Below are 26,666 nucleotides of genomic sequence, written 5' to 3'. Positions count from 1 at the left end.
CAGCACAACAACTAAGTACCGCAAAACTTAATAGATGAAAAATAAAATTTTCTTTTTTACATTCATATTAATTACTATTTTTAATGTAAACGCTCAAAACCCAAAGGAACAACATCTCGATTCTGTAACCATAACCTCATCTCGAATTGATCTACCTTTTAAAAAGAATTCTAGAACTATAGATATCATTACAGCATCAGATATTAAAAATAGTGCTGCAGTAACTATTGTAGATTTACTACAGCAAGTTGCAGGAGTAGATATAAGACGTCGTGGTACAGGAGGTAGCCAAGCCGATTTATTTATAAGAGGTGGAGGTTTTGACCAAACGCTTTTATTAATTGATGGTATAAAAATGGACGATGCACAAACTGGGCACCATACCATGAATGCTGCACTCCCTTTAGAAGTTATTCAGCGAATAGAAATTATTAAAGGACCTGCTGCACGTGTTTTTGGACAAAATGCCTTTACAGGAGCTATAAATATTGTTACCAAATCTAGCCTAGATAATTCTGTTTCTGCAAATGTTGAAACCGGTTCTTTTGGCCAGCTTAATGGCTCAGTAACCGTTGGGTCTGAGTTAGAACACTCATCACATATTTTTCATGCTGGTAAAATGACGTCTAATGGTTACCAAAACAATTCAGATTATGAGAATTCTAATTATTTCTTAAAGAGTGTTTTCAACAAAAAAGCACAATCTATTGAAATGATAGCAACCTTTTTCGATAAAAATTTTGGAGCTCAAAATTTCTACACACCAAGTAGTTGGGGTTTTAATGAATATGAAGAAACTCAAAATAGCTTAATTGCCTTTAGTACTAAATTTCAATCTGAAAAATTAAAAATTCAGCCTCGTGTCTACTGGAAACGAAATCAAGATATGTTTTTACTTCAACGCGATGACCCAAATGGATTTAGAAACTTTCATATTTCAAATAAAATTGGTGCTGAAGCTAATGCATCTTACAGGTCTAAATTAGGTATTACTGGCTTTGGTATTGACATTTCTCAAGTTTATTTGCGCAGCAACAACTTAGGCTACAGAAACCGTTTTATGACTACGCTATTTTTAGAACACCGTTTTCACTTTATAGATAACCGATTAGATATTACACCTGGTGTTGCCATGACCTATTTTTCGGATTTTAAATTTAACATCTTTCCTGGATTAGATGTAGGATTTGATATTACGGATAATCTAAAAACCTACGGAAACGTCGGATTTACATATAGAATACCAACTTACACTGATTTGTATTATAACGGAGGAGGAAGTGCTGGAAATCCCAATTTAGAACCAGAACAAGCATTTGCTCAAGAATTGGGTATAAAATACATGACACCAAAATTCTCTGCCACGCTTGCTGTTTTTAATAGAGATGCTGAAAACTTAATAGATTATATAAGATCTAATGTTTCTGAAGAAGTTTTTACAGCAACAAATATTGCAAAAGTTAACACTAAAGGTTTTGAGTTTGATGCTGCTTATAATTTTAAGCTCAATAACTTTAACCAAACCATAGCCGTTGGTTATTCTTATTTAGACGATACTATTTCTGAACAAAATGAAGAATTATCACGTTATGCCTTAAGGACTTTAAAACATCATTACACCACAAGATTAAGCACTAAATTATTTAAAAACATTAGCCAAAATATTATTTATAAATATGCAGAACGCAGCACAGGAGAAACTTATAATGTTTGGGATGCCTCAATTGTAATGCAATTAAAACAAGTTGAATTATCACTAACAGCAAGCAATATTTTTGATGCCGATTATATTGAATCTGGCTTTACACCAATGCCACCAAGTAATGTATTATTTGGCTTGCGTTACAAATTCCTTTAAAAAAAGGAATCCCAATGATAAACAAACGTACGTTTGAGTGATTTTATCCCGAAAAACTTCGGGATAAAATTGTATCGAGAACCAATCATAACCCTAGCCATAAAGAGAAGTTGCGCAATCTTAGAATTACTCCCATTAGTCAACTTTAAGGAATGTTCACTAAATATTTTTTAAAAATCTTGTAACATAATTCCTTCATCTGCTACTTATATGTTGAAAGTGGTCTAAATCTCAAAACTTTTTTGAGGCTCCAAATAGTATAAAAACGACCGTACTTCAATAACCATCAAATTACAATCAATTATTCCAAGCTTGAATTATTAAAATTCAAACGAGTCTAAAACTGAGACTTTAAACATCTATCTGCTGGTTAAATTTGGTCTGACTTACTTTCAAAAAAAGAGGTGAAACTCTTACAATGGTCGTATATTTATAAACTCAAATTAAAACGACATCCTATGGCAGAATGGTTCTCAAATTTAGAATTGCTTTCCAAAATATATTGGCTAACAGCTATTATTGGTTCAATTGTGTTTTCTGTAGTTATGATCATGGCTTTTACAGGAGGAGATGCAGATGATATTGATGCAGATGTAGAAGCAGGATTTCAGTTTATATCCTTTAAAAACCTCGTTGGCTTTTTTACCATTTTTGGTTGGAGTGGCATTGCTTGTATAGATGCTGGCCTATCAACACCAGCAACTATTATTATTTCCACAATTTGCGGTTTATTAATGATGGTAATTATGGCTGCGCTATTTTACTTTATTAGCAAACTTTCTGATAGTGGTACTTTAAATTATAAAAATGCACTAGATGCTGTTGGCGAAGTCTATTTAACCATTGGAGCAGACCGTTCTAAAATGGGAAAAGTAAGTATTAGTGTGCAAGGTTCTATGAGAGAATTAGATGCTTTAACCGATTCCTTAACACCTTTAAAAACCGGAACTATTATAAAAGTCCTAGATGTAACCTCTAACGGAATATTAATTGTAGACCAAACACGTAAACCCATTGAGGCTTCTACAGTGCAAAATGAACCTTTATTGAGTAACAACACTCAAAAGAAAATATCTAACTAAAAAACAAACCTTCAAATTTAAAAACTATGAATTTACTAACCATCCAACAAAATTTTAATGTCGATAGCCTAGGTCTGCCTATGGTCGCCATTTTTGTGGTCTTATTTATTGTATTGACCTTAATTATTTTAATAAAACGCTACAAACGTTGTCCTTCAGATAGAATTTTAGTGGTCTATGGTAAAGTTGGTGGCGGACAATCTGCAAAATGTATACATGGTGGAGCGGCTTTTATAATTCCTGTAATTCAAGATTATGAATTCTTGGATTTAACTCCCATTTCAATAGAAGTGAATCTGGTAAATGCCTTATCTAAACAAAACATTAGAGTTAATGTACCATCTCGTTTTACCATTGGTGTATCTACAGAACCTGGTGTAATGCAAAATGCTGCCGAACGTTTATTAGGTTTAGGCGCGCAAGACGTACAAGAATTAGCGAAAGAAATTATTTTCGGTCAGTTACGTTTGGTTGTAGCTTCTATGGATATTGAAGAAATTAACAACGATAGGGATAAATTTTTAACTAACATTTCGCAATCTGTTGAAACAGAATTAAAGAAAGTAGGTTTAAAACTAATTAACGTAAACATTACAGATATCGTTGACGAGTCTGGTTATATTGAAGCCCTTGGTAAGGAAGCTGCTGCACACGCCATTAACGCAGCACGTAAATCGGTAGCGGAGAAAACTAGAGATGGATCTATTGGTGAAGCCAATGCTGTACAAGATGAAAGAACCCAAGTTGCAGCAGCCAACGCGCAAGCTGTTGAAGGAGAAAACTCGGCTAAGATTTCTGTTGCTAATTCAGATTCTTTACGTCGTCAGCGAGAAGCAGAAGCAGAACGTGTAGCAATTGCTTCAGAGAAAGTACAAAGTGCAAAAGCCTTACAAGAATCTTATGCTGCAGAACAAGAAGCAGAAACAGCAAGAGCAGAACGTGAGCGTTCTTCTCAAATGGCAGATATTATTGTACCTGCGGAAATTGATAAGCGTAAAGTTGAAATTGATGCAGAGGCAGAAGCAGAGCGTATTAGACGTAAAGCAAAAGGTGAAGCAGATGCGATATTATTTAAAGCACAAGCAGAAGCTCAAGGACAGTTTGAAATCTTAACTAAGCAAGCTGCTGGTATGGAGCAAATTGTAAAAGCAGCTGGAAACAACAGTAGAGATGCGGTATTATTATTAATTGCAGATAAATTACCAGAATTAGTAAGAATTCAATCGGACGCAATTAAAAATATTAAGATTGATAAAGTAACCGTTTGGGATAACGGTAGTGGTGGTGAAGACGGAAAGTCGTCTACTGCTAATTTCTTATCTGGCATGTACAAATCTGTACCACCTTTACAAGAAATGTTTAATATGGCTGGTATGGATTTACCGGAGTATTTAAAAGGAAAAGATAAAAAGGAAATTGAAGCTGAAGATGCTAAGATTGAAATATCTAAAGACTAATTAAAACTAAAAAAGTCCATTTTTAAAAGAATGGACTTTTTACATTTTAATATAAACGATGAACACATTTAAATTTAAAAGAAAAAATTTAGCTTGGCAATACATAGTCGGAGGTTTTGCTTTAATCGTTGGTATCATAAGCATTATAAAAGACATCAAAGGCTTAGTACCTCTATTTATTGGCATCTATTTACTGATACAAGATGGTATAGAGTTAGATTACAAAAATAAGAGCTACAGACATATAAAATCTTTGTTTGGAATTACTGTAGGGAAATGGCAACCGCTTCCAGAAATAGAGTATATCTCAGTCTTTAAAACTACAGAAACCACAACGGTTTGGGCTGCAAGTGCAAGTGCCAATGTATCAAGTGCCGTGGTTAAGGTCAACCTTTTTTATAACACCAATCAGAAAATAGAAATTTACGATACTAAAGACGTAGAGGATGCCTTTTCAAAAGCAAAAGAAATAGCGTCTATTTTACATGTAGATATTTTAGATGCTACCACACGCGAAACAAAATGGTTATAATTTTTAATTATTGAAGACAAACGTCAACTATAAACACCTCGCGTTTCGACTATTATTCTCACACATTTAAGAATTCTATTTGTATATTTGCACAGATTTTAAAAAATGAAAAAAATGAAAAATATTTTATTAATAGTTGCTTTAATAGCATTTAGTTTTAGTAATGCTCAAGCTTTTGAAGGTAAAGGAGATCAGAAATTTCAAGTAGGTGCAAATATTCAAGATTCTGCTACAGGAATTAATGTAAGTTTCGATCACGGTTTAGGTGAAAACATTTCTGTTGGTGTATCGTCTTCTTATTCTTTAGGTGGTGCAGATGGTATCGAGGATCTAGATTTTGGTGACCGTTTTGATTTAAAAGCAAGATTTAATGCTAACTTAGGTAATGTTATAGCTATCGATGATAATTTCGATTTTTATCCTGGTTTAAATCTTAGCCTTAAAAACTTTGGTGGACATCTAGGTGCACGTTATTTCTTTTCTGAAGGATTTGGTGTTTACACCGAAGCTAATTTCCCTTTAGCTAAATATGATAATGATGAACCAATTGATATTCATAATCAATTCACACTTAATCTTGGTGCTGTTTTTAACTTATAGAACAACAATACTTTATTATAATTTAGCCTTTTCCTCTGGTAGTTATCAGAATCGAAAAGGCTTTTTTATTTAATATATTCATTCATTTTTTCGTACACTAAATGCGACTCCCAACCTCTATACAATAAGTAATCTGCCACTTTTTTCTTTTTCTTGTAGATGTTAGTTTCTTTAACTTGAGCTATTCGTTTTTGTACCAAATCATCTAAAGTCTTATAATAATCGTCTAAATCTATTTCTTTTAAAGCGGTATCAATACTGTACTTAGAAATCTCTCTAAATTTCAACTCTCTAACCAAACGGTTTTTTCCCCATTTTTTTATTCTGAATTTCCCACTAACAAAAGCTTTAGCAAAACGTTCTTCGTTTAAAAAATTATCCTGAATTAAATGCACCATAATTACATCTATAGCTTCAGGAATCATTTTCATATCTCTAAGCTTCTGACGCACTTCTTTATGGCAACGCTCTTGGTAAGCACAATAGCTTTCTAGCTTTTGCTGCGCTTGTGCTACAGTATAGGTTTTATGTGAATTCATGCCATCAAAAATACAATAGAATGCCATTAAAGATTGACTTAAGAGGTGAAAAGAGCTAAAGAAAATATCCAATCACCGAACAGTTAATACGTTTAATCGTCTAAAAACGTATTTAATCGAAAAAATAATTTAAACCTTAACAATTTGTTAATAAAAACAGAACTTACAACACCCTGACCTACAATGTTTTTAGCCTATCTTTGTAGGCGGTTAACCCCTTAATTTATCCCTATGATTAAGAATTACTTATTAACATGCCTACTATTTTTTTGTGCCTTTATTTCTTATGGGCAAACTTATAATCAAATTACCACGTTAGGTGAGCTTACCGATGGCAATTATTTAATTGTCGGAGATGGAACAAGCAATGATGGTCTCATGGTTAACTCAACAGATGGCTCAGTATATATCGACTACACAGCTATTACAAACCCAGGAGCCGCAATTACTACTGGTTACACAGCTAATAATGTTTTTAATATTACGGTCTCTGGTGGCAATATTACCATTTACAATGCAAATGAAGGTTATGCTTCTTGGGGAAGAAGTGGTGTAACAGCAAATGACGCTGATTTTTTTAATGGTACAATTGCAGATACTGAAAGATGGACACCAACAGTAAGTGGAGGCTTATGGACGCTAGCAAATGTTAGTAATAGTACTAGAATATTACAATGGAATAATAGTGCTCCTCGATTTGTTGCATATTCTTCAAATCAAGTAAAATTAAAACTATATAAAGAAGATGCACCAACAAATACTATAGTGCAATTTACTTCGACCACGTCTACGCTAGATGAAAATGGTTTATTTATAGATATTTGTGTCAGCATTACAAACGCATCTGCTTCAACAGCTACAACAGTAGATATTGCATTAGATGGGAGCTCAACAGCTACAAACGGTACCGATTATGATGATGGAGCAGGTGTGCCTGCAGCAATCACTTTTCCTTATACACTAACGTTCCCAATAGGTAGTACCACAGATGAATGTTTTACCGTTTACATTTCAAACGATGATCTTTTAGTTGAAGGTAACGAAACCGTAGTTTTAGACTTAGTCTCTCCTGCTGGAGGAGATTCTGCAGCTTTAGGGTCTAATGACCAACATGTTTTAACCATTATAGACAACGAAGTATCTGCAATTGCAGATGTTGTAATAACTGAGATAATGTATGACTCAGCTGGTTATGATGATGAATGGATAGAAATATGTAACGTTTCTGGTGTGCCACAAGTTTTAAATGATTATACAATTGATTATAATGGAAGTACGCTTTTTACTTTCCCTTCATCAGGTGTAATAATGCTAGATGGTACATGTATTACTGTTTCCCTAGGAAGTAATGGTGATGGCATTTATAATAATGATTGTCCTTTTACACCAGATTATGGCATAGGAGCTTCAACTTTTAATAACAATAATCTTATTAATACAAGTGCCACAATAAGTCTTGTTGCTTCAGATGGCACTACAGATATTGATGTAGTTACTTACGATGATGGTGATGGTGCTAATAATACAGGTGAATCATTACATGTAGTAGATACATCACTTGATAATTCAGTTACAAACACAAATTATTGGGAAGTACTCAATGGAGGTTCTCCAGGAGTAAATTCACTTATTTCACCTTGTACTCCACCAGGTCCAGAAATTAACGTTGAAGGAGACACCGGAAATTATCCAGACATTGCTGATGGAGATGTTACACCTAATACGTTTGATGGTACTGACTTTGGTAGTTCGTTTATTGGATCGCCATTAAGTAACCCTTTTAGAATAGAAAATTTTGCTGGTACTACAGATTTAATTATCACAAGCGTCACTGTTTTAAGTGGTGATACTGGAGATTTTTCTATTATCACATTGCCTGCCTCACCAATTGCGGCTTTAGGAACTAGTAGTTTTGATATAGAATTTAATCCAACAGCAATAGGTACAAGAACTGCTGTAATACAAATTATTAGCAACGATACCGATGAAAATCCATATACGTTTACTGTAACAGGTGAAGGTTTATGTTTTGCTACTGGAATTACAGCCACGCCAACGTCTGGTCCTGTAGACACCATAGTAACTGTAACAGGTACAGATTTATTAACTGCTACTGCAACATTCAATGGTTTAGCTGCAACTGCGTATAATATTTCTGCTACTCTGATGACTGTAATTGTACCAGCTGGAGCCACAACAGGTAATTTAGAAATAACAGACAGTAACGGTTGTCCAGGCTCTACTCCATTTACCGTTATTGATTCAGAAATCTCTGGCTGCGAAGGTAGTGGAGGCACCATACCTACCGATTTATTTATAAGTGAAATTACAGATGCCACATATGGCGGACTTAGTTATGTAGAACTTTTTAATGGTACAGGTGCACCTATAAACATAGATAATTATTCTATTGAAGTAATTGCTAATGGTGATCCAACAGCAGCTACTATCAATATTTTTGATTTAGAAAATTTCACAATGCCAAACGGCACCACTTACGTTATTGCCATAGGGAGACAAAGTCCTGTAACTTCAACTAACGCTTGTACAAGCATCACAGGAGGCTCTGGTGAATTAGCGTCTAGTGCAAACGCTCAATTTTCTAGTGGAGGTATTAATAAAAAAACCAATGAACACGATGTTATAAGATTAGTTAACACTGGTACAACCATTGATGAGTTTGGTGTTTACGAAGATAGTGATTGGATGGATTCAACCATAATTACTGGTGATAGAGGTTTTAACTTTAGACGTTCTAATACAGCCACAGTACTACCAGATCCAACATTTACATTAGCCGAACTTGGAAATTGGACTGTGATTGATTGGGTAGGTTCTGGAACAGCATCTTGTAGCGGTAATGATTATTCTCACATAGGTATATTCGATTTCTCTACAGGAACACCTCCAATAGTAACATTACAACCTGTGGATCCAGTATTTGCTTGTGCTTTTTCTGCAAGTTTAACTATTGCTGGTACGGAAGGCTTTACAGGTCCAACTCCTGCAGATACACAAGACTTAGCATACCAATGGTTTTATAATGTACCTGGCACTTCAACTTGGACAGAAATTTTACCTGCTAACACTGATTACAGTGGCCAACAAACAGCAACATTAAATATAATAGACACAGCCACTTTAAATGGTTATCAATATTACTGTCAGTTAAGAGAAGATACCGTAACGTGTTATGAAGCCTCTAATGCTGTAAAACTAGATGTACGCGTATCTATTTGGGATGGTACAAATTGGTCTGTACCACCAACTATAGATAGATTTGCGTTAATAAATGGAAATTATGATACCTCAGTTGGAGGAGATGAAATAAGCTTTAGCGCATGTAGCCTAACTGTAAATTCAGGATTCACTCTAGACATAAGAGACAACACGTTTATTGAAATAGAAAACGACATTGTTGCTAATGGCGATATTATAGTTGAGACTGATGGCGCAGTAGTGCAAATAAATGATTTAGCTGCTGTAACAGGTAGTGGTGTTATCACTGTTCAGAAATTTACTACCGTTTTAACTGACGCTTATAATTATACCTATTGGAGTTCACCTGTAGCTAATGAAACCATAGAAAATGTTTTTTCTACAGTACAACCCACCAGACGCTTTACGTTTAATGCTGCCAACTTTGTTGATACCTTAACAGAAGTTGCCAACACAGGCACGTTTACACCAGGACCAGATGATATTGATGATAATGGAGATGATTGGGAAGTGGCATCTGGCACAATGCTGCCAGGTATTGGTTACGCAGCTACACCAAGTACTCTTGGGCCTGCATTTCCTGTTGCACAACAGTTTCCTTTTGTAGGTCCTTTTAACAATGGTGTTTTTACCCCAACAATTATAAATAACAGTGCTGGAGTCTACAACGACTGGAACTTTATTGGTAACCCATACCCAAGCGCAATAGATGCTAGTGTGTTTTTTACGGTTAATACTGGTATTACTGACAATATCTATTTATGGAGCCAAGCCACTCCATTAAATGCAAATGCTTCTGGTAATGAAGGTCAAAACTTTTCTGGAGCTGATTATGCTATAATTAATGCAAGTGGTGTAAATGTAGCTGGTGGAGATGGTGTAATACCAAATGATTTTGTGCCTTCTGGACAAGGTTTTTTCATAGAAGCCTTATCTGGAACAAATATTACTTTTAACAACTCTATGCGAGTTACAGGTAATAATGATCAATTCTTTAGAAATGAAAACACGGGTAATTCAAGAAACGTATTATGGCTTAATTTAAGCTCAGATAATGGAGTCGCAAAACAAATTGCAGTAGCCCATCTTGATGGAGCAACAGATAGCTATGATGGTTCTTTTTACGATGTAAAAGAAAATCTTTCTTCAGGCAATGCGGCAACAATATATTCGAGGATTTTAGATGGTGAGGATGACCAATTTGTTATTCAAGGAAAAAATACCTCTAGCTTAGATGAATATGAAGTGATTCATGTTGGGTTTAAAACCATTATAACGGTACCAACGTTATATAACATTTCTATTGCGCAATTTGAAGGTGATTTTTACACTACCAATACGATTTATTTAAAGGATAATTTGTTAAATACGTACCACAACCTTAAAGATTCAGACTATATCTTTACTTCAGAAACAGGTATATTTAATGATCGTTTTGAAATAGTATTTAGAACGTCTACACTTTCTATAAAAGACAACGAAATCGATGCTAACGGTATTACCATTACTGAATTAACCAATGGTAATGTAGAATTTAAGCTTAATTCTAATCAAAACATCATTACTAATGTTGAGATTATAGATATGTTAGGAAGACGAGTTTATAACTTAAGAGGCAATAATGCGACCGAAGTATATAACTTGTCTCAGCTTAGTAAATCTGCTTATATCGCAAAAATCACATTATCTAACGGACAAATTATTAGTAAGAAAGCGATTAAACAACAGTAAGAACATATTCACCTATAAAATTAAAAGCCTCATGTAAAATGAGGCTTTTTTTATTTTAAGCAAAACCCTATATAAACCTATAAATTACTCTAAAGTTATTTTAAGAGAACTTAAACTATAAGTTCTCCCGTGTTTAATTTTGGTAACATTTGGGTGATAATCAGATCAGCGCTTATTCTAATTCAGTTAAACATAAAAGTTAACAGCATTTATTATAGCGTATATTTTAAAGCTAGTATTAGATTTCTACCAGCAGCAGAAATCCCTGAAGAATAAGGTCTGTAGCGTTGGTCAGTAATATTTTCTAAGCTTGCCGTAATAGTTAACTTATCATTGTATTGGTATTGTGATCTAAAGTTTAAGGTGTGCCATGCAGGAGCATATGGATTGCCATCAGCATCTAAAGCATAGATATAATCTTTTGCACTTTCTGATGCCGCCAATTGATTATTAGAGAGTTCATTATTATAAACAACAAAGGCATCTAATTGAAGTTTATTCTTTTTCCAGATGAAATGCGTGCGTCCAAAATTTGGTGCAACATGTCTTACAGGCTCTTCTACTCCATCATTATCTTCTGTACCTCCGATAACATTATACTGCGATTTTAATTTTAATTGTTCTGAAAAATTGATCTCTAAACCAACTTCAAAACCATAAATCCAAGCTTTAGATGCATTTTGTATCGCCTGAACATTACTTAATTCGCCATCATACATGATTTCGGTTTCTCCATTTATCTGATAATTTCTTCTAATTAGAGCGTTATCTAAAAAAGTATAATAAGTCGCTAAATCTAAAACCACTTTGTTTTCAAAATTCAATTTTAATCCCAATTCACCACTATAAGCATACTCGGCTTTCAAATCTTTATTTGGCACCACAACAGCACCAGGCTCACTATCGAACACCTTTCCTATATCATCAATATTTGGAGCTCTAAAAGCTGTTGAAGCATTTAATTTCCATTGAATCATATCACTTGGTGACCACGTAATACCAGCTGTACCAGTTAATGCACCTGTATTAATTTCTACATCATCAAAAGGCAAGTTTAAAAACACATTGTTTTCTGTAAAATCTGCTTTAGCAATCACTTGATTAAACCGAAGTCCGGTTTGAAACACAAACTTAGCATTAGGCTTATGTTTTAAACTCGCATAAGCCGCCATAGATTGCCATGTTGATCCATCTGGATAACGAGTAACATTAGGTGCATTTTCATTGGTTTCAATATTTTCTTCATGTCCTTTAGAGCCTACAGTATTATGAAGATATTCTATACCATAGAACACACTTGTTTTCTTATTTAAGCCCTTTTCTAAATCTAGATTAAAAGAGATTGCATCCACAGATTCTGACCTCACCTCGCGTATGGCAGACTGATAGTCTCTATCTTCTCTACTCTCTTTAAAGTTTTGATACGCCAAAGTGGTCTGAATTTTATCATACAAGTTAGAATTACTACTCAATTTGGTCAATTGAAAATTTCCCATAAACCACTGTTGTGGTCCATAATTCCACTCCGCAGAACGTAAATCATCTCCTCTATACCTAATTAATCTATCGTACCTAGAATAATCTGAAGTTGTAGAATAATACACACCAAAATCGAAATTTAGATTATCGGATGGCTCATACCTTACTTTCTGCATTAAGTTAATCTGGTCGTATCCAGTTGGTGTTTGCACTAACGGATTAGAATTAGAAACCATCACATCTTCTCCGTTTTCTCTCACCACATATTCTGATCTCAGGTAATCATTTGGTCCATGACTCCCCATTCTAAGGTCATCGAAATTAGTATAACTCACACTGGTTAAAAATGCCCATTTTTTGTAACCCAAATTCACATCAAAATGACCTGTTTTTTCTTCGCTGGCATTTGCATACCTTACCAAGGCATTAGCACTTAAATACAAATCGTCTTTATAAGATAATTGTGGTTTTTTGGTATAAAAACTCATCACACCTCCAATAGCATCACTACCATATACCACAGAACCTGCTCCTAAGGTAACTTCTGTATTTTTAATTGCAAATGGATCTATAGAAATGACGTTTTGAAGATTACCTCCTCTAAAAATAGCATTATTCATTCGCACACCATCTACTGTAATTAAAAGTCTATTTGTAGAAAACCCTCTAATCATTGGACTTCCTCCACCTAATTGACTTTTCTGTATGTAGATATTACCCGTGTTTTCTAATAAATCTGCACTGGTTTGCGGATTTACCAATGCAATATCTTTGGCGTCTATACTTACAATGGTTTGTGGTATATCTCGTTTGTTCTGCTCAAATTTAGAAGCCGAGATAACAATTTGTTTTAAACCTTCGACCTTTGGAACGAGATAAAGGATATTGTTATTTTTAGTAATTTCTGCTTTTGTGAGTTTTTGTTTTTCGTATAAAAAATTTTGAAAAAAGATGATTTCATTCGCACCAAAAATGGCTAATGATGCCTTACCATTTAAATCAGTTACTTGTGTTTTATTTTTCTTAAGATTATAAAGTGCAACTCCAGGTATTGGTGTAAGACTCCCTTCTTCTAAAACAGTAACAGTCTGCCCAAAAACCGATTGTAAAAAAAGAACTAAAAAAATACTATATGCGATGTTTCGCTTTAATTGCAAACTCATTTTCAATAAAATATTTTGGTAAATATGGCTTAATGAAACACCTCGTTAAGCACCTGTAATGATTTAGGTTTTTTAAAACTTCCCAAATGTAACTCAAAATAATACAACAACATATTTAAAAACTCTTGCCTTTGTTTAGCATTAACTTTCACGGTATTTAAAGCATCAAAATTTGTGCCTAACAAACATTTTAGTAGCGCTAAATTTTCACCAGAAACGGAGTATATCCCATGGTTTGAAGCTTCAAATATTCCAGATTCTAAATTAAAATATGGATAATCATTACTTAAGTTTTCAGGCTGAAATCCTAAATAACGTGTTAATTTCAATAAAAATAATAGATGAAAATTTGAAAACTGATCTTCATTATCTAAATATTGAAGCGCAGCTTCTATAAAATGAAATAAATCTTTATTTTTCTCTTCCTCTTTTAAAACATTTGAAAGAATTTCGGATAAAAACAGTACAATAGCACTTTTATAAATATTAGTGTGAAGACTTTTATAGATGTAGTTAAACTTTACTTCACTTATAAAATGTAGTGATTGATTAGGCTTGTAATTTTCTTCAATTTGAAGTTGAGATAAAGCCTGATAGTATACCGTTTTAGATAATCCTTTTTTAGATTTTAAAACTCCTCTTAGCATATAACTAACAATTCCGCGCTCCTCTGTATAGCACTTAACAATTAGATCGTAATCTCTATATTTTAATTTTGAAAGAACAATGCTATTGTTTGTAGCGCGCATATTTATCTTATTATAAGAACTTTTAGCACCTTAGTTTCAAAAGAATCTAAATCTGAAATCATGATTAAATATACGCCAGATCTCACTATAGAATTAGAAAAGTTTTTACCATTCCAAATAGCTGTCCCACCATCTATGGCAAAATTATAATTAGAGTTAGAAGATCTTAAGTTAACACTAGACTGCGCTTCTGCCACCAAATTCCCCTCTATATCTGTAATTTTAATATTAACACGTTCAGTAAGCCCACTAACCTTTACACCTTTATTAATATCATTAAGATCATTAAATCCTAGAATGTTGTACTCTGGTCTAACCGGATTAGGATAAGCAAAAGCATCTTCTAAAGTTTCTCCAGGTTTAGAACCACCAGCTTTAAAAGATAATAATCCTTTAATTGTGGCGATGTATACCAATCCGTTTTCAGAATCAATTGAAATATCATTAATTCTATTTGATGGTAAAGGAGAATTATCACTAGTAAAATGATATATTGTTGTTTGTCCATCTGGTGAAAAATAAAACACGCCAGAATCTACAGTACCAATCCATTTGTTATTAGAACCATCCACTTCAATATCTGTAATAGTCTGACTTTCTAACAACTCTTTAGCAATACCATCTTCTAAAATTATGATTGAACTCAAAGTAGGGTTGTTATCTTCATAAAACCCAGAAGTGTTATAAAGCACTCTTAACCCAGAAAATGTACCAACCCAAAGTTGGTTTCTGGTATCAACAGCTAAAGAGGTTACTCTAGGAAAAGGTAAATTCTGTTCTTCTGAAGTTATATTTCTTAATGGATTATTTGAGATTGTCTCATTATAAGCATACAGACCATTAGAATAACCACCCATCCATTTGGTACCATTATTATCAATTTCAATATCAAAATAACCAAGCTCATCATCAATAGCATCTAGTATTATACTCGAAAAATCGTAACTCGTCCAATTACCAGAATTTGGATCATAAGATTTTAAAGGTTCAAATATCCGAGATGTTACAGTCCATAAAAGTCCGCTTTCATCAAAAGTAGAGGCTCCTACCCTAATACTTTCATAACTTGGCGCTTCAGTTAAAAATAAAGATTCTAAACCACTATTGGTTTCATTATACAATATTGTGGGTTCACGGCTATTTATCTCTAAAAGTCCATCTTGAAATGAACTTACAAAGACTTGATTTAAGTTAAATGGGTTTACAGAAATACTATTAAGGTTTTTGGCACCAAATAAACTATCGAACGGAAGACTTTTCCATGTTTCATTTCTATAAAAGCTTAAACCTCTAGATCGTAATGGAGAAGGATTAAATGATTCTGTATAATCGCCAAAACTAGCCCATACGGTATTAGACTCTGCATTAATTCTAAAAGTTTCATTAAATAATGGTCCTGCTGGTATAATTTCAGAATAACCACTACTGCTAGAAATAGAATGACTTAACACACCTAAGGTATCTGTACCTATATATATTGTATCGTCTAATGTAATTGCAGATGAAAAAACGGTAGAAAATTCTGCTGTAGGCTGAAAGCTACTTACAAGACTAAGGTTTTCATTATATACATAAATGGTATTTGTAGTAGAATAAATAAGATTAGAACCAGAAACATCAGCATCTAATGGCAATAACGGCAATGTAAACAACGTGTTTATTGATGCACCATTTATTTCATAAAGAACGTTATTACTTCGAACTGTATATAATTTATTATTAATAGTATTGATAGTATAATAATCACCAAGAATAACTGTTTCCCATTGCTGAAAGTCAATAAGATTTGGATTATTTAAATCTGCCTTTTTTACACCGTTGCTATTTAAACAGGCCACATATATTTCATTATTTAAAATGGACACTTGTTTTACTGTTATTTGGGCACCACCATCACCTAGAAAATAAGTGTCACCAAACTCTAAACGTTCTAGATCATAGATAGAGACTCCATAATCTGTAGAGATGTAAACGAGTCCTTGATGTTCAAAAAAATGATTAATCTGCTTATTCACTGGCGTAATATTTTGTTTATCTAAAATATCAACTATCGTTAAAACGCTATCGTCGGTTTCAGAATATAACTCAATTAATCCTGTTTCGTAACCTATGAGTAAGTACTGATAAACTTCGCTATAATAAATTGTTGTAATCTGTTCTCCAGACAAACCATCTACAGTAGTAATAGTTGTTAATTGATTTGTTAAGGTATCATATTCAAATACCGCATTTTGTGCAGCCGCATAAATTTTATCACCACCACTTACAACATCTACAATATTATTATATGAATAATGAGCTTGCCAAAGTGCCGAGAAATCTTGACTATATCCAGAAGTTGTAAGCCCAAATAGAAAAATAAAGATTTTAAAAAAGGTGTTACGCATTAGAAAATTATGTTTGGTCAAAGATATTTAATAGTAACGATAATATTGTAGTTATCATATATTAAGTCAATAAAAAAGCTTCTATGAAAAACACAGAAGCTTATATTTTAATAAAATAAGGTTTGTTTAAACTACACCTTGAGCTAACATAGCGTCTGCGACTTTTACAAAACCAGCAATATTTGCTCCCTGTACATAATCTACATAGCCATCTTTATCAGAACCATACTTAACGCATGCTGCGTGAATATCATTCATAATCTGATTTAACTTAGCATCAACCTCTTCTCGCGTCCAATTATAACGCAATGAATTTTGACTCATCTCTAAACCAGATGTTGCAACACCACCAGCATTAGATGCTTTTCCTGGTGCAAATAATATTTTAGCTTTATGAAACTCGTGAATTGCCTCAGGTGTTGATGGCATATTTGCACCTTCACTTACACAAATACAACCATTACTTAATAATTCTTTGGCATCAGATTCTTTCAATTCATTTTGAGTAGCACAAGGTAACGCTATGTCACACTTTTCTCCCCATGGAGTTTTGCCTTCATAAAATGTTCCGGATGAAAACTTATCTGCATATTCAGAAATTCGTCCTCTCTTCACATTTTTAAGTTCCATAATGAATGCTAGTTTCTCACTATCAATACCATCATTATCTAGGATATAACCAGAAGAATCAGACATTGTTAATACTTTCCCTCCTAATTCTATCGCTTTTTCCGCAGCATATTGAGCCACATTTCCAGAACCAGATATTAATACCTTCTTTCCTTTAAAACTATCATTTTTGGTTGCCAACATATTTTTAGCAAAATATACATTGCCATAACCTGTAGCTTCTGGTCTTATGAGTGAACCACCAAAAGACATGCCTTTACCAGTTAATACACCAGTAAATTCATTACGCAGTTTTTTGTACTGACCAAATAAATAACCCACTTCTCTTCCACCTACACCAATATCACCTGCAGGAACATCGGTATTTGGACCAATATGCCTAAAAAGCTCATTCATAAAGCTTTGACAAAAACGCATCACTTCATTATCTGATTTTCCTTTAGGATTGAAGTCAGAACCTCCTTTACCTCCTCCCATTGGAAGCGTAGTTAAAGAATTTTTAAATACTTGCTCAAAACCTAAAAATTTTAAAATACTTAAGTTTACAGAAGGATGAAAACGCAACCCACCTTTATAAGGTCCGATAGCCGAATTAAATTCAATTCTAAATCCTCTATTTACTTGGGTATTACCTTTATCGTCAATCCATGCTACTCTAAATATTATGGTGCGTTCTGGTTCTACCATACGCTCTAACAACATTTTGTCTTTATACTTAACGTTGTTCTCAATAAATGGAATTACAGTTTCTGCTACCTCTTCAACGGCTTGCATAAACTCAGGTTCCTGGCCATTTCTTTCTTTTACTAGATTTAAAAAAGCTTCAATTTTGTCTTTCATAAATTTATTTTTTTGTTTTGTTAAAATCTTTTTATGCGCGTTTTTTTACATAAAAACCATTTTAATTTACTTTAATTTCGAAAATTATAATATATTGGTTGCAAATATAAATTATCCACAAAAATAAGTGATTAATTTTTATTTTTTTCTATTTAATTTTTCAAAATCAACATTAATCCTTTTCTTTAAAGAATAATAAAGTGTGCATTTTGTCTGTTTTATTTTGTAGTTCGTCGAGTTTTTATATATTTGCTCGGCAAGAGTCTCAATTTTAAAGTTACATGATACTAGATATAAAAAAACTAATCATTCCATTTGCACTACTTTTATCAGTGCAATTCAGCTATTCTCAATTAGGCTTTTCTCACGAAGTAGGCATAATTGCTGGTCCTATAGCCTATCAATCTGATTTTGGAGTACGCTCTGATTTAGAAACCAATTCTGGAAACACAGGTATTGGTATTGGTCTAATACATTACATCAATTTTGCATATCGTGCAGATTGTAATTGTTATACCACAGATAAATACTTTAATGATCACTTTAAATTACGAAGTGAAATTGCTTGGAATAAAACGAAGCTTCAACATTTTGGTGAATGGGTAGATGCTGATAAAACATCTGAAAATGCAGATCGATTAAGAAGTCATACTGGTGAAGCTCAAAACTGGGATATTGGAATGCAATTAGAGTTTTTCCCTAGAAGTATTAGAGAATTTGCTGCAGGTGTTTATTCCTTTGCTCCATTTGCAAGTTTAGGTGCTCATTACGTTTCTTATAATCCAAGTGTTTATACCAATTATGTAAGTTCAGATTTTTCAAATCTAAATAATATTGGTGATATTAATGATCCAAGTAATTTTTACTCAGCTTGGGAACCAGGCTCTATAAGTGATGCCAGCGGTTCTGCTTGGTCTGTAGTTGGAAGTGTAGGTACGAGATATAAGTTAACTATTCTTTCGGATTTAATGATAGACTTAAGATGGCAATACTTTTTTAGTGATAAAACAGATGGTTTAGATCACCAACTTGCTTCAAATAAAGCAAATGATTGGATGGTATGGTTAAACTTTGGCTACATTTACTACTTAGACTAGAATTATAAATTATACAATACACAAAAAAGACCAAATCATTAGATTTGGTCTTTTTTGTGTATTAGAAGAAGTTTATGCATTAGCCTATGGCTTGTTTTAAATCTGCAATTAAATCTGCTTCATCTTCAACACCAACACTTAATCTAATTAAAGAATCTACAACTCCTGTTTTTTCACGTTCCTCTTTAGGAATACTAGCATGGGTCATACTTGCCGGATGACCAGCTAATGACTCTACACCTCCAAGAGATTCAGCAAGTGTGAAGATTTTTAGATTTTCAATAATTCTTATAGACTCGTTATAATTATTTCCTTTGGTAGTAAAAGACACCATACCACCAAAATCATTCATCTGAGATTTTGCAATTAAATGATTAGGGTGATCTTCAAATCCTGGCCAGTACACATTTTCAATTTTTGGATGGTTTTTTAAATACAAGGCTACAGCTCTACCATTTTCACAATGACGTTGCATACGCAAATGCAAGGTCTTAATTCCTCTTATTGCTAAAAATGCATCTTGAGGTCCACAAACGGCTCCACTTGCATTTTGAATAAAATATAACCGACCTGCTAAATCTTTATCTTTCACAATTAAAGCTCCCATAACTAAATCACTATGACCACCAAGGTATTTAGTTGCAGAATGCATTACAATATCTGCACCTAAATCTAAAGGTTGTTGTAAGTATGGAGTTGCAAACGTATTATCTACAGCAAGCCACACGTTATGCTTCTTTGCAATTTTTGCTGTTGCCACAATATCAATAATATTCATCATTGGGTTTGTTGGTGTTTCTACCCAAATAAGCTTTGTATTTTTATTAATATAATCCTCTATGTGTTCTGCATTTTCCATACCTATGAAATGGAACTTTATCCCAAAGTCTTCATATATCTTAGTGAATAATCGATATGTGCCACCATATAAATCGTTAGTAGAAATCACCTCATCTCCAGATTTCAATAATTTTAAAACCGCATCAATAGCCGCCAAACCAGAACCAAATGCTAAACCATAACGACCATTTTCTATACTTGCAAATGCATTTTCTAAAGCATGACGTGTTGGGTTACCTGAACGCGCATACTCATAACCTTTATGACCACCAGGAGTAGATTGCGCAAAAGTAGAGGTTTGATAAATTGGTGGCATAACCGAGCCATAAGCAGCATCTGGCTTTTGACCTCCATGAATGGTTTTTGTATTGAATTTCATGATAAATATTTAATTGAATTATCGAGTTGGGAACACAACAAATTTAACGGATAATTCGTTCTATTCAAATCAATATAATACCTTTATTGTCTGATAATTTAACCTCTACCATTTTGAAACGAATCATCTCTTTTTTCGCCTTTTTAATTGTATTAACTTCTTGTAATTCTGAATTTAAACCTGCAACATTCGAAACTATAGATGTTGATGTTGCTTATGACGCTCAGATTTCAGCAACTTACAGTAAAGCCAAAGGTACTAGTGAGCTTAGCCATACTATTAATACAAATGTTGAAAATGCAATTATTAAAGCATTAAGCCCACTTGAAAACACCGATGACTTAAAAGATGTTTTAAAAGCTTTTAATACAGAATACCTTGACTTTAAAAATGAATTTTCAGAGGAATCAGAACCAGCTTGGGAACTTCAAATTGAAACAGAACTAACGTATCAATCTGCAGAAGTCCTTACCATTGCCATTAGCACTTACGAATTTAAAGGTGGTGCACATGGTAGTGACCAAATACAGTTTCTAAACCTAGATGCTAAAACAGGTAAGGTTTTAAGCAGAAACGAAATTATCAAGGATATAGAAAGCTTTAAAGCTCTAGCCCAACAAGCTTTTGTAAATTCATTATCCAACAAAAAAGACAACTTAAAAATGGAAGATTTCTTTTTTGGAGAACCATTTCATCTACCAGAAAACATAGGATTTAGTGAAGATGGTTTGGTATTACTTTATAATGTTTATGAAGTTGCTTCTTACGATCAAGGTTACACAGAATTTGTAATTCCATTTTCAGAATGTGAATCTTACCTAAAAGTTCATTAATTCTTTGCGCTTCTTGTTAATCGTTTTATAAAAGGCTCAACGGTTAAACCTTGGCCTACAATAGATACCACAACTACAACATAAGTAATTACTAAAAACAATTCCCTATGCATATCAGTTGTAAGACTCAATGCTAATGCAATTGAAATTCCGCCTCGCAATCCTCCCCAAGTCATTATTAAGTTTGTTTTAGGCACAAAATCTAAACGTTTTGCAAAGAATTTAATAGGCAACCACAACGACATATAACGACACAGCAATATAATAGGAATAGCCAATAAACCTGCATAAATAAATTTACCTTCTAAGGTTAACACTAGCATTTCCATACCTATCATTACAAATAAAATAGTGTTGAGTAAAACATCTATCAGTTCCCAAAACTTATCTACATAAAGCTCTGTGGTTTCAGACATTGCAGAATTCCTTACGGTATCGTTCCCAACTATAAGTCCGGCTGTTACCATTGCTAGTGGAGCAGACAAATGAAACTGATGCGCTAACATCGTACCTCCCATTACGGTTGCAAGTGTTAGAATAACTTCAATTTCATAATTATCAATTGATCTCATTAAACGATAAGTTACCCAACCGAGAAAAAGACCTAAAATAATCCCACCAATAACTTCTTGACCAAATAAAGTAGCAATATCGGCAAACTCAATAGCTGCATCTGGTTTTGCAGCAATCGCAAAAATGGTTAAGAACACTACAACTCCTACTCCATCATTAAATAGTGATTCGCCTACAATTTTAGTTTCTAACTTTTTTGGTGCTCCAGCTTTTTTTAGAATACCTAACACTGCAATTGGATCTGTAGGTGAAATTAAAGCACCAAATAATAAGCAATAGATAAAATTCACATCTAAATTCATAAATTTTAACACGTAGAACATGGCAATTCCAACTAAAAATGTAGACACCAAAACACCCAACGTAGCAAAAGCTAAAATTGGTCCTCGTTGCACTTTTAGCTGATTAAAATTGGTGTGTAAGGCACCTGCAAAGAGTAAGAAACTTAGCATAATATCTAATAGAACAGTTTCAAAATCTATCATTGCTATAAATTTTCGTTCTTGTATCAATAGCGTATCATCAAATTGTGCAATTCCAACTAAAACCACAGTAAATACAATAGTAATAACCATTAAGCCTATTGTGATTGGCAGTTTTAAGAACTTCACATTTATATAACCAAATAGAGCAGATAGTACAACTAAAATGGTTGCAATTGAGTAATAATCCATAGAATGATATTTTTCTTAAAAGTAATTAAATTTCCCTTTAAATACGGTTACTTTGCATTGAACTCATACAAACTTTTTTAATGGACTAAAATTCCTAAAGAGCGTATAAGTTAGATTTCAAAATTATATAGAATTCTGATATGAACAAAATTTACTATTTAAGCAGTTGTAATACTTGCACTCGAATCATTAATGAGCTGAATTTACCTAAAGGATTTCAACTTCAAGATATAAAGACAGAACCTATTACTAAGTCTCAAATTGAAGAGATGAGAGCACTTACTAACAGCTACGAAAGTCTATTTAGTAAACGCGCTAGACTATACAAAGAATTAGGATTAAAAGAAAAATCACTATCTGAAGAAGACTATAAAAACTACATATTAGAACACTACACCTTTCTAAAACGCCCAGTCATTCTTTTTAAGAATCAGATTTTTATAGGCAACTCTAAAAAAACAGTTGAAGCTGCAAAACTTGCTATACATGAATAGCAGAGGTTTTGCCATTTTTGCGCTCTTAATGGTTCAGCTTTTGTATGGACTCAATTATACCATTGCAAAAACAGTGATGAATGAAAATTTCATTAAACCATTTGGGTTTGTATTACTAAGAGTTATTGGTGCAACCATACTATTCTGGATTCTTAGTCTATTTTTACCAAAAGAGAAAATAGAAAGAAAAGACTACCTTAAACTCACGGTTGCTTCGCTCTTTGGTGTTGTAATTAATATGTTATTCTTTTTTAAAGGATTAGAATATACATCACCAATACATGCGTCTTCTATTATGACGATTATACCAATTATAATCCTTGTATTATCTGCCTATATTTTAAAAGAAAAAGTCACAAAATTAAAAATAGCAGGAGTCGTTTTAGGTTTAGTTGGTGCTTTGGTATTAACGCTTTATGGTAAATCGTCTAGGATTGGTGATAATGTTCCATTAGGAAATTTACTTGTGTTTCTAAATGCAGTATCCTATAGTATTTACATTATTTTGATTAAAAAATTAACCGCTAAATATCATCCGTTTACATTTATAAAATGGTTGTTTTTATTTGGGTTAATCATCCTTACACCTTTTGGATATAGTGAATTACAAGAGGTTCAATGGCATACGTTTACTCCATATACCACTTTTTCAGTACTATTTGTTGTTATCGGAGCTACTTTTGGCACTTATTTATTAAATCCTTTAGCGCTTAATAAACTTAAAGCATCTACCGTCGGTATTTTTATTTATCTTCAACCAGCTATTGCCGCTCTTTTTGCATTAGCAGTAGGAGCCGATTTTATAGATACCATTAAAATTACAGCGATGTTAGTCATCTTTCTAGGTGTTTACCTAGTGATTAAAAAGCCCAAAAAAGTTACTTAATTTGTCGTTAAAATCTCAAATATTTAAAAGCGTTGATAGTATTCCAATACGTTATTGGAATAGCGTAAACTGTTGTACAAATATTTATTATTCACCAGAATTTTTAAAAGCGTTTGAAACCGCAAATACAGATATTGAGTTTAATTATATTTTTATTTTAAAAGACAAACAAGCCGTTGCATTTGCCAATACACAAATTGTAACTATTGGTATTGAAACCATTACTAAAAACATTACCATGTCTAACAAAATTAGACGTGTAGTAAATAATATGTTCTGTAATAACCATATTAAAGTGTTATTCTGTGGTAATGTCTTTTTGAGTGGAGAATATGGTACGTTTATAAAGGATAATGAAGACAAAGTTGAAACATTTAAAGCCATTGCTGCAGGCGTAAAACAATTATCAAAATCAGTCAAAAAAATCAAAGCTATTTTTATTAAAGATTTTGAAAACAAATCGCTATCTATTACAAATCATTTAGAATCTTTCGATTACGCAACTATGCAAGTAGAGCCTAACATGATTATTACGTTAAAACCCGAATGGCATTCTTTCGACGATTACAAAAATGCTCTAAAATCTAAATACAGAGTGAAAACTAACCGAGCTGATGCTAAAAGTGAAATCTTAAAAGCTCAATTTTTTTCTGAAGAAGACATACAAAAACACAAGAATCAGCTTCAAGAATTATATCACAACACTATTGATAATGCCGACTTTAATGCACAAATTTTAAATCTAGATACTTACGTACATCTCAAAAAAGCGTTTAAAGAAAAGTTTATCGTAAAAGGTTATTTTCTAGAAGACCAATTGGTTGGCTTTTTGTCTGCTATGCAAAATGGAACACATCTCGATGCGCACTTTATTGGTATTGATTATTCTAACAATAAAGAATTTGCAATTTACCCAAGGATTTTAAATGATTATGTAAGACTTGGTATTGAAACAAAGTCTAATCAGATTAACTTAGGTAGAACTGCTTCTGAAATAAAAAGCACACTTGGAGCACAGCCTATAGCCTTAACTTGCTACGCCAAACATAAACAGTATTTACCTAATCAGGTTTTAAAACCGTTTATAAAAAATGTGCATATAAAATCTTTTAAACAACATCAGCCGTTTAAATAATACGCTACATTGCCATCGGTTTTGGTCTTACTCCATGCTTACGTGTATCTTCCTTGGTCAATACTTTAAAGCTTTCAGATTTTGGAAATTTATGAGCCAATTCTAATAACGGAGCAGGCAACGCTGTTAACTTTCTTGTTTTTAAATCAATCCAAGCACCTTGCATTTCGCAATAGGCTAAATTTTCACCTTTATGATTGTAAAAATTATGTTCAAACATAAATAACATACCATCTTCACTAAGACCAGATACTTCTATGGTTACTGTAATTGGCGTACCAATAAATGATTCTTTAAAATAGTACATATGCTCATAAAACACCACTGGACCAACATTAAACTTCATTATCTCAGGCATTGTAAACCCCTTCTCTGTAAAGAAAGCCATACGAGCATGACTCATAAAATTAGTATAAGCAGAATTAGCTAAATGACCATTAGCGTCTACATCACTCCAACGAATTTCGAACTGTTTTTTGTACATATTTTTTATTTCTAATAAGAATTACAAAGTTATAAAACTACACTAGTACATGTCAATCCTTTCTAAAGTTTTTAATCAAAAAATTAAACCATTCAATTTTGTACCTTTGCACAACTTTAATCGCAACGTTTTAATGATACATTCCATGACAGGTTATGGGAAATCTGTACTGCAGCTCCCAACAAAAAAAATATCTATAGAATTAAAATCTCTAAACAGTAAAAGTTTAGACCTCAACGCTCGTATGCCTTCCATGTATAGAGCAAAAGAATTAGACATTAGAAAACTAATTGCTAAACACTTAGTTAGAGGTAAGGTAGATTTTTCTCTTTTTGTTGAAATTACAGGTGAAGATACCAGTTCTAAAATCAACAAAACAGTTGTTAAAGAATACATTAAACAACTTAAAGAAGTGGTAGATGGAGACGCTACTGAACTTTTAAAAATGGCCATTCGTTTACCTGATGCGGTAACCACCGAACGCGATGATATTGACGAGAATGAATGGATGCTTATTAGTAAAGAAATTAACGAAGCTATTACTAAAATTGTAGAATATCGTAAAGACGAAGGAGCAACTTTAAAGCAAGACTTTCTAGGTAGAATCACTACCTTAAGAAGATTGTTGCAAGAAGTAATTACAATGGATCCAGATCGTATTGATGGTGTGAGAGCTCGTTTAGAGAAAGGTATTTCAGATATTAAAGAGAAAGTAGATGAAAACCGTTTTGAACAAGAACTGGTTTATTACATCGAAAAATTTGATATCACAGAAGAAAAAGTAAGATTAGAAAACCATTTAGACTATTTCACCAAGTCTTTAAATTCTGACGATTCTAATGGTAAAAAATTAGGTTTCATTTCTCAAGAAATCGGGAGAGAAATTAACACTATTGGGTCTAAATCTAATTATGCGCCTATGCAAAAATTAGTGGTTCAGATGAAAGATGAACTCGAAAAAATTAAAGAACAATTATTAAATGTACTTTAATTAGTACCCAGTAA

20 protein-coding genes are annotated in these 26,666 nt (G+C 33.1%); 12 read left to right on the top strand and 8 right to left on the bottom strand.

What is annotated here, in order from left to right; all coding sequences use genetic code 11:
• The first annotated feature begins 34 nt into the window (after positions 1 to 34).
• From ACJJVO_RS13430 to ACJJVO_RS13410, 5 genes are all read left to right on the top strand, one after another.
• Entirely contained in the window at positions 35 to 1,858 is a 1,824-nt protein-coding gene (locus tag ACJJVO_RS13430) for a TonB-dependent receptor plug domain-containing protein (protein ID WP_405574983.1), read from the top strand.
• A gap of 458 nt (positions 1,859 to 2,316) precedes the next feature.
• Positions 2,317 to 2,940 (top strand): hypothetical protein, encoded by a 624-nt coding sequence (locus ACJJVO_RS13425; RefSeq protein ID WP_405574981.1) that lies wholly within the window; start codon positions 2,317 to 2,319, stop codon positions 2,938 to 2,940.
• Positions 2,941 to 3,020: 80 nt separating this feature from the next.
• The gene (locus tag ACJJVO_RS13420) at positions 3,021 to 4,397 is read left to right on the top strand and encodes a flotillin family protein (RefSeq protein WP_405576955.1); all 1,377 of its coding nucleotides are present in this window, start codon (positions 3,021 to 3,023) and stop codon (positions 4,395 to 4,397) included.
• A gap of 58 nt (positions 4,398 to 4,455) precedes the next feature.
• A complete protein-coding gene (locus ACJJVO_RS13415) occupies positions 4,456 to 4,929 on the top strand; it encodes a hypothetical protein (RefSeq protein WP_405574979.1) in 474 nt (157 codons plus the stop codon).
• Between the two features lie 114 nt (positions 4,930 to 5,043).
• On the top strand, positions 5,044 to 5,529 hold the full coding sequence (locus tag ACJJVO_RS13410; protein WP_405574978.1) for a DUF6646 family protein: 486 nt from the start codon (positions 5,044 to 5,046) through the stop codon (positions 5,527 to 5,529).
• Between the two features lie 65 nt (positions 5,530 to 5,594).
• Here the strand turns inward: ACJJVO_RS13410 and ACJJVO_RS13405 are convergent, their stop codons facing one another.
• Positions 5,595 to 6,068 (bottom strand): regulatory protein RecX, encoded by a 474-nt coding sequence (locus ACJJVO_RS13405; RefSeq protein ID WP_405576953.1) that lies wholly within the window; start codon positions 6,066 to 6,068, stop codon positions 5,595 to 5,597.
• Positions 6,069 to 6,299: 231 nt separating this feature from the next.
• Between ACJJVO_RS13405 and ACJJVO_RS13400 the strand changes: the two genes are divergently transcribed.
• The gene (locus tag ACJJVO_RS13400) at positions 6,300 to 11,018 is read left to right on the top strand and encodes a lamin tail domain-containing protein (protein WP_405574976.1); all 4,719 of its coding nucleotides are present in this window, start codon (positions 6,300 to 6,302) and stop codon (positions 11,016 to 11,018) included.
• Positions 11,019 to 11,230: 212 nt separating this feature from the next.
• On the opposite strand, the gene ACJJVO_RS13395 is transcribed toward ACJJVO_RS13400, so the two are convergent.
• From ACJJVO_RS13395 to gdhA, 4 genes are all read right to left on the bottom strand, one after another.
• Positions 11,231 to 13,660 carry a TonB-dependent receptor plug domain-containing protein gene (locus ACJJVO_RS13395; protein WP_405574974.1) on the bottom strand — a complete coding sequence of 810 codons (2,430 nt, stop codon included), beginning with the start codon at positions 13,658 to 13,660 and terminating at the stop codon, positions 11,231 to 11,233.
• A gap of 29 nt (positions 13,661 to 13,689) precedes the next feature.
• A complete protein-coding gene (gene recO / locus ACJJVO_RS13390; RefSeq protein ID WP_405574973.1) occupies positions 13,690 to 14,409 on the bottom strand; it encodes a DNA repair protein RecO in 720 nt (239 codons plus the stop codon).
• Between the two features lie 2 nt (positions 14,410 to 14,411).
• Positions 14,412 to 16,796: an ABC transporter substrate-binding protein gene (locus tag ACJJVO_RS13385; RefSeq protein WP_405574971.1), complete on the bottom strand. Its 2,385-nt coding sequence runs from the start codon at positions 16,794 to 16,796 to the stop codon at positions 14,412 to 14,414.
• Between the two features lie 126 nt (positions 16,797 to 16,922).
• Positions 16,923 to 18,266 (bottom strand): NADP-specific glutamate dehydrogenase, encoded by a 1,344-nt coding sequence (gene gdhA, locus ACJJVO_RS13380; RefSeq protein WP_405574969.1) that lies wholly within the window; start codon positions 18,264 to 18,266, stop codon positions 16,923 to 16,925.
• A gap of 281 nt (positions 18,267 to 18,547) precedes the next feature.
• Between gdhA and ACJJVO_RS13375 the strand changes: the two genes are divergently transcribed.
• Entirely contained in the window at positions 18,548 to 19,363 is an 816-nt protein-coding gene (locus tag ACJJVO_RS13375; RefSeq protein ID WP_405574968.1) for a THC0290_0291 family protein, read from the top strand.
• 79 nt (positions 19,364 to 19,442) lie between these two features.
• On the opposite strand, the gene ACJJVO_RS13370 is transcribed toward ACJJVO_RS13375, so the two are convergent.
• On the bottom strand, positions 19,443 to 20,582 hold the full coding sequence (locus tag ACJJVO_RS13370; protein WP_405574966.1) for a cystathionine gamma-synthase: 1,140 nt from the start codon (positions 20,580 to 20,582) through the stop codon (positions 19,443 to 19,445).
• A 113-nt stretch (positions 20,583 to 20,695) separates the two neighbouring features.
• Here ACJJVO_RS13370 and ACJJVO_RS13365 point away from each other — a divergent pair, with 113 nt between their 5' ends.
• On the top strand, positions 20,696 to 21,415 hold the full coding sequence (locus ACJJVO_RS13365; protein ID WP_405574964.1) for a DUF3298 domain-containing protein: 720 nt from the start codon (positions 20,696 to 20,698) through the stop codon (positions 21,413 to 21,415).
• On the opposite strand, the gene ACJJVO_RS13360 is transcribed toward ACJJVO_RS13365, so the two are convergent.
• Positions 21,412 to 22,662: a cation:proton antiporter gene (locus ACJJVO_RS13360; protein ID WP_405574962.1), complete on the bottom strand. Its 1,251-nt coding sequence runs from the start codon at positions 22,660 to 22,662 to the stop codon at positions 21,412 to 21,414. The two genes, ACJJVO_RS13365 and ACJJVO_RS13360, sit on opposite strands and share 4 nt — an antisense overlap.
• Before the next feature lie 140 nt (positions 22,663 to 22,802).
• Between ACJJVO_RS13360 and ACJJVO_RS13355 the strand changes: the two genes are divergently transcribed.
• From ACJJVO_RS13355 to ACJJVO_RS13345, 3 genes are read left to right on the top strand one after another with little or no spacing between them, the layout of a single operon-like run.
• Positions 22,803 to 23,156 carry an arsenate reductase family protein gene (locus tag ACJJVO_RS13355; RefSeq protein ID WP_405574961.1) on the top strand — a complete coding sequence of 118 codons (354 nt, stop codon included), beginning with the start codon at positions 22,803 to 22,805 and terminating at the stop codon, positions 23,154 to 23,156.
• Positions 23,149 to 24,042 carry a DMT family transporter gene (locus tag ACJJVO_RS13350; protein WP_405574959.1) on the top strand — a complete coding sequence of 298 codons (894 nt, stop codon included), beginning with the start codon at positions 23,149 to 23,151 and terminating at the stop codon, positions 24,040 to 24,042. The genes ACJJVO_RS13355 and ACJJVO_RS13350 overlap by 8 nt, the downstream gene beginning before the upstream one ends.
• 1 nt (position 24,043) lies before the next feature.
• Entirely contained in the window at positions 24,044 to 25,177 is a 1,134-nt protein-coding gene (locus tag ACJJVO_RS13345) for a hypothetical protein (protein WP_405574957.1), read from the top strand.
• A gap of 4 nt (positions 25,178 to 25,181) precedes the next feature.
• On the opposite strand, the gene ACJJVO_RS13340 is transcribed toward ACJJVO_RS13345, so the two are convergent.
• Positions 25,182 to 25,661: an acyl-CoA thioesterase gene (locus ACJJVO_RS13340; RefSeq protein ID WP_405574955.1), complete on the bottom strand. Its 480-nt coding sequence runs from the start codon at positions 25,659 to 25,661 to the stop codon at positions 25,182 to 25,184.
• Between the two features lie 133 nt (positions 25,662 to 25,794).
• Between ACJJVO_RS13340 and ACJJVO_RS13335 the strand changes: the two genes are divergently transcribed.
• Positions 25,795 to 26,652, top strand: coding sequence for a YicC/YloC family endoribonuclease (locus tag ACJJVO_RS13335; protein ID WP_405574953.1), 858 nt, complete (start codon positions 25,795 to 25,797; stop codon positions 26,650 to 26,652).
• Positions 26,653 to 26,666 lie beyond the last annotated feature (14 nt).

The sequence above is a fragment of the Winogradskyella sp. Asnod2-B02-A genome (assembly GCF_045063645.1).
In the GTDB taxonomy this organism is placed as follows: Bacteria; Bacteroidota; Bacteroidia; order Flavobacteriales; family Flavobacteriaceae; genus Winogradskyella.
The sequence above is the reverse complement of the archived record's forward strand: the minus strand, read 5'-3'. Positions and strand labels throughout refer to the sequence as shown.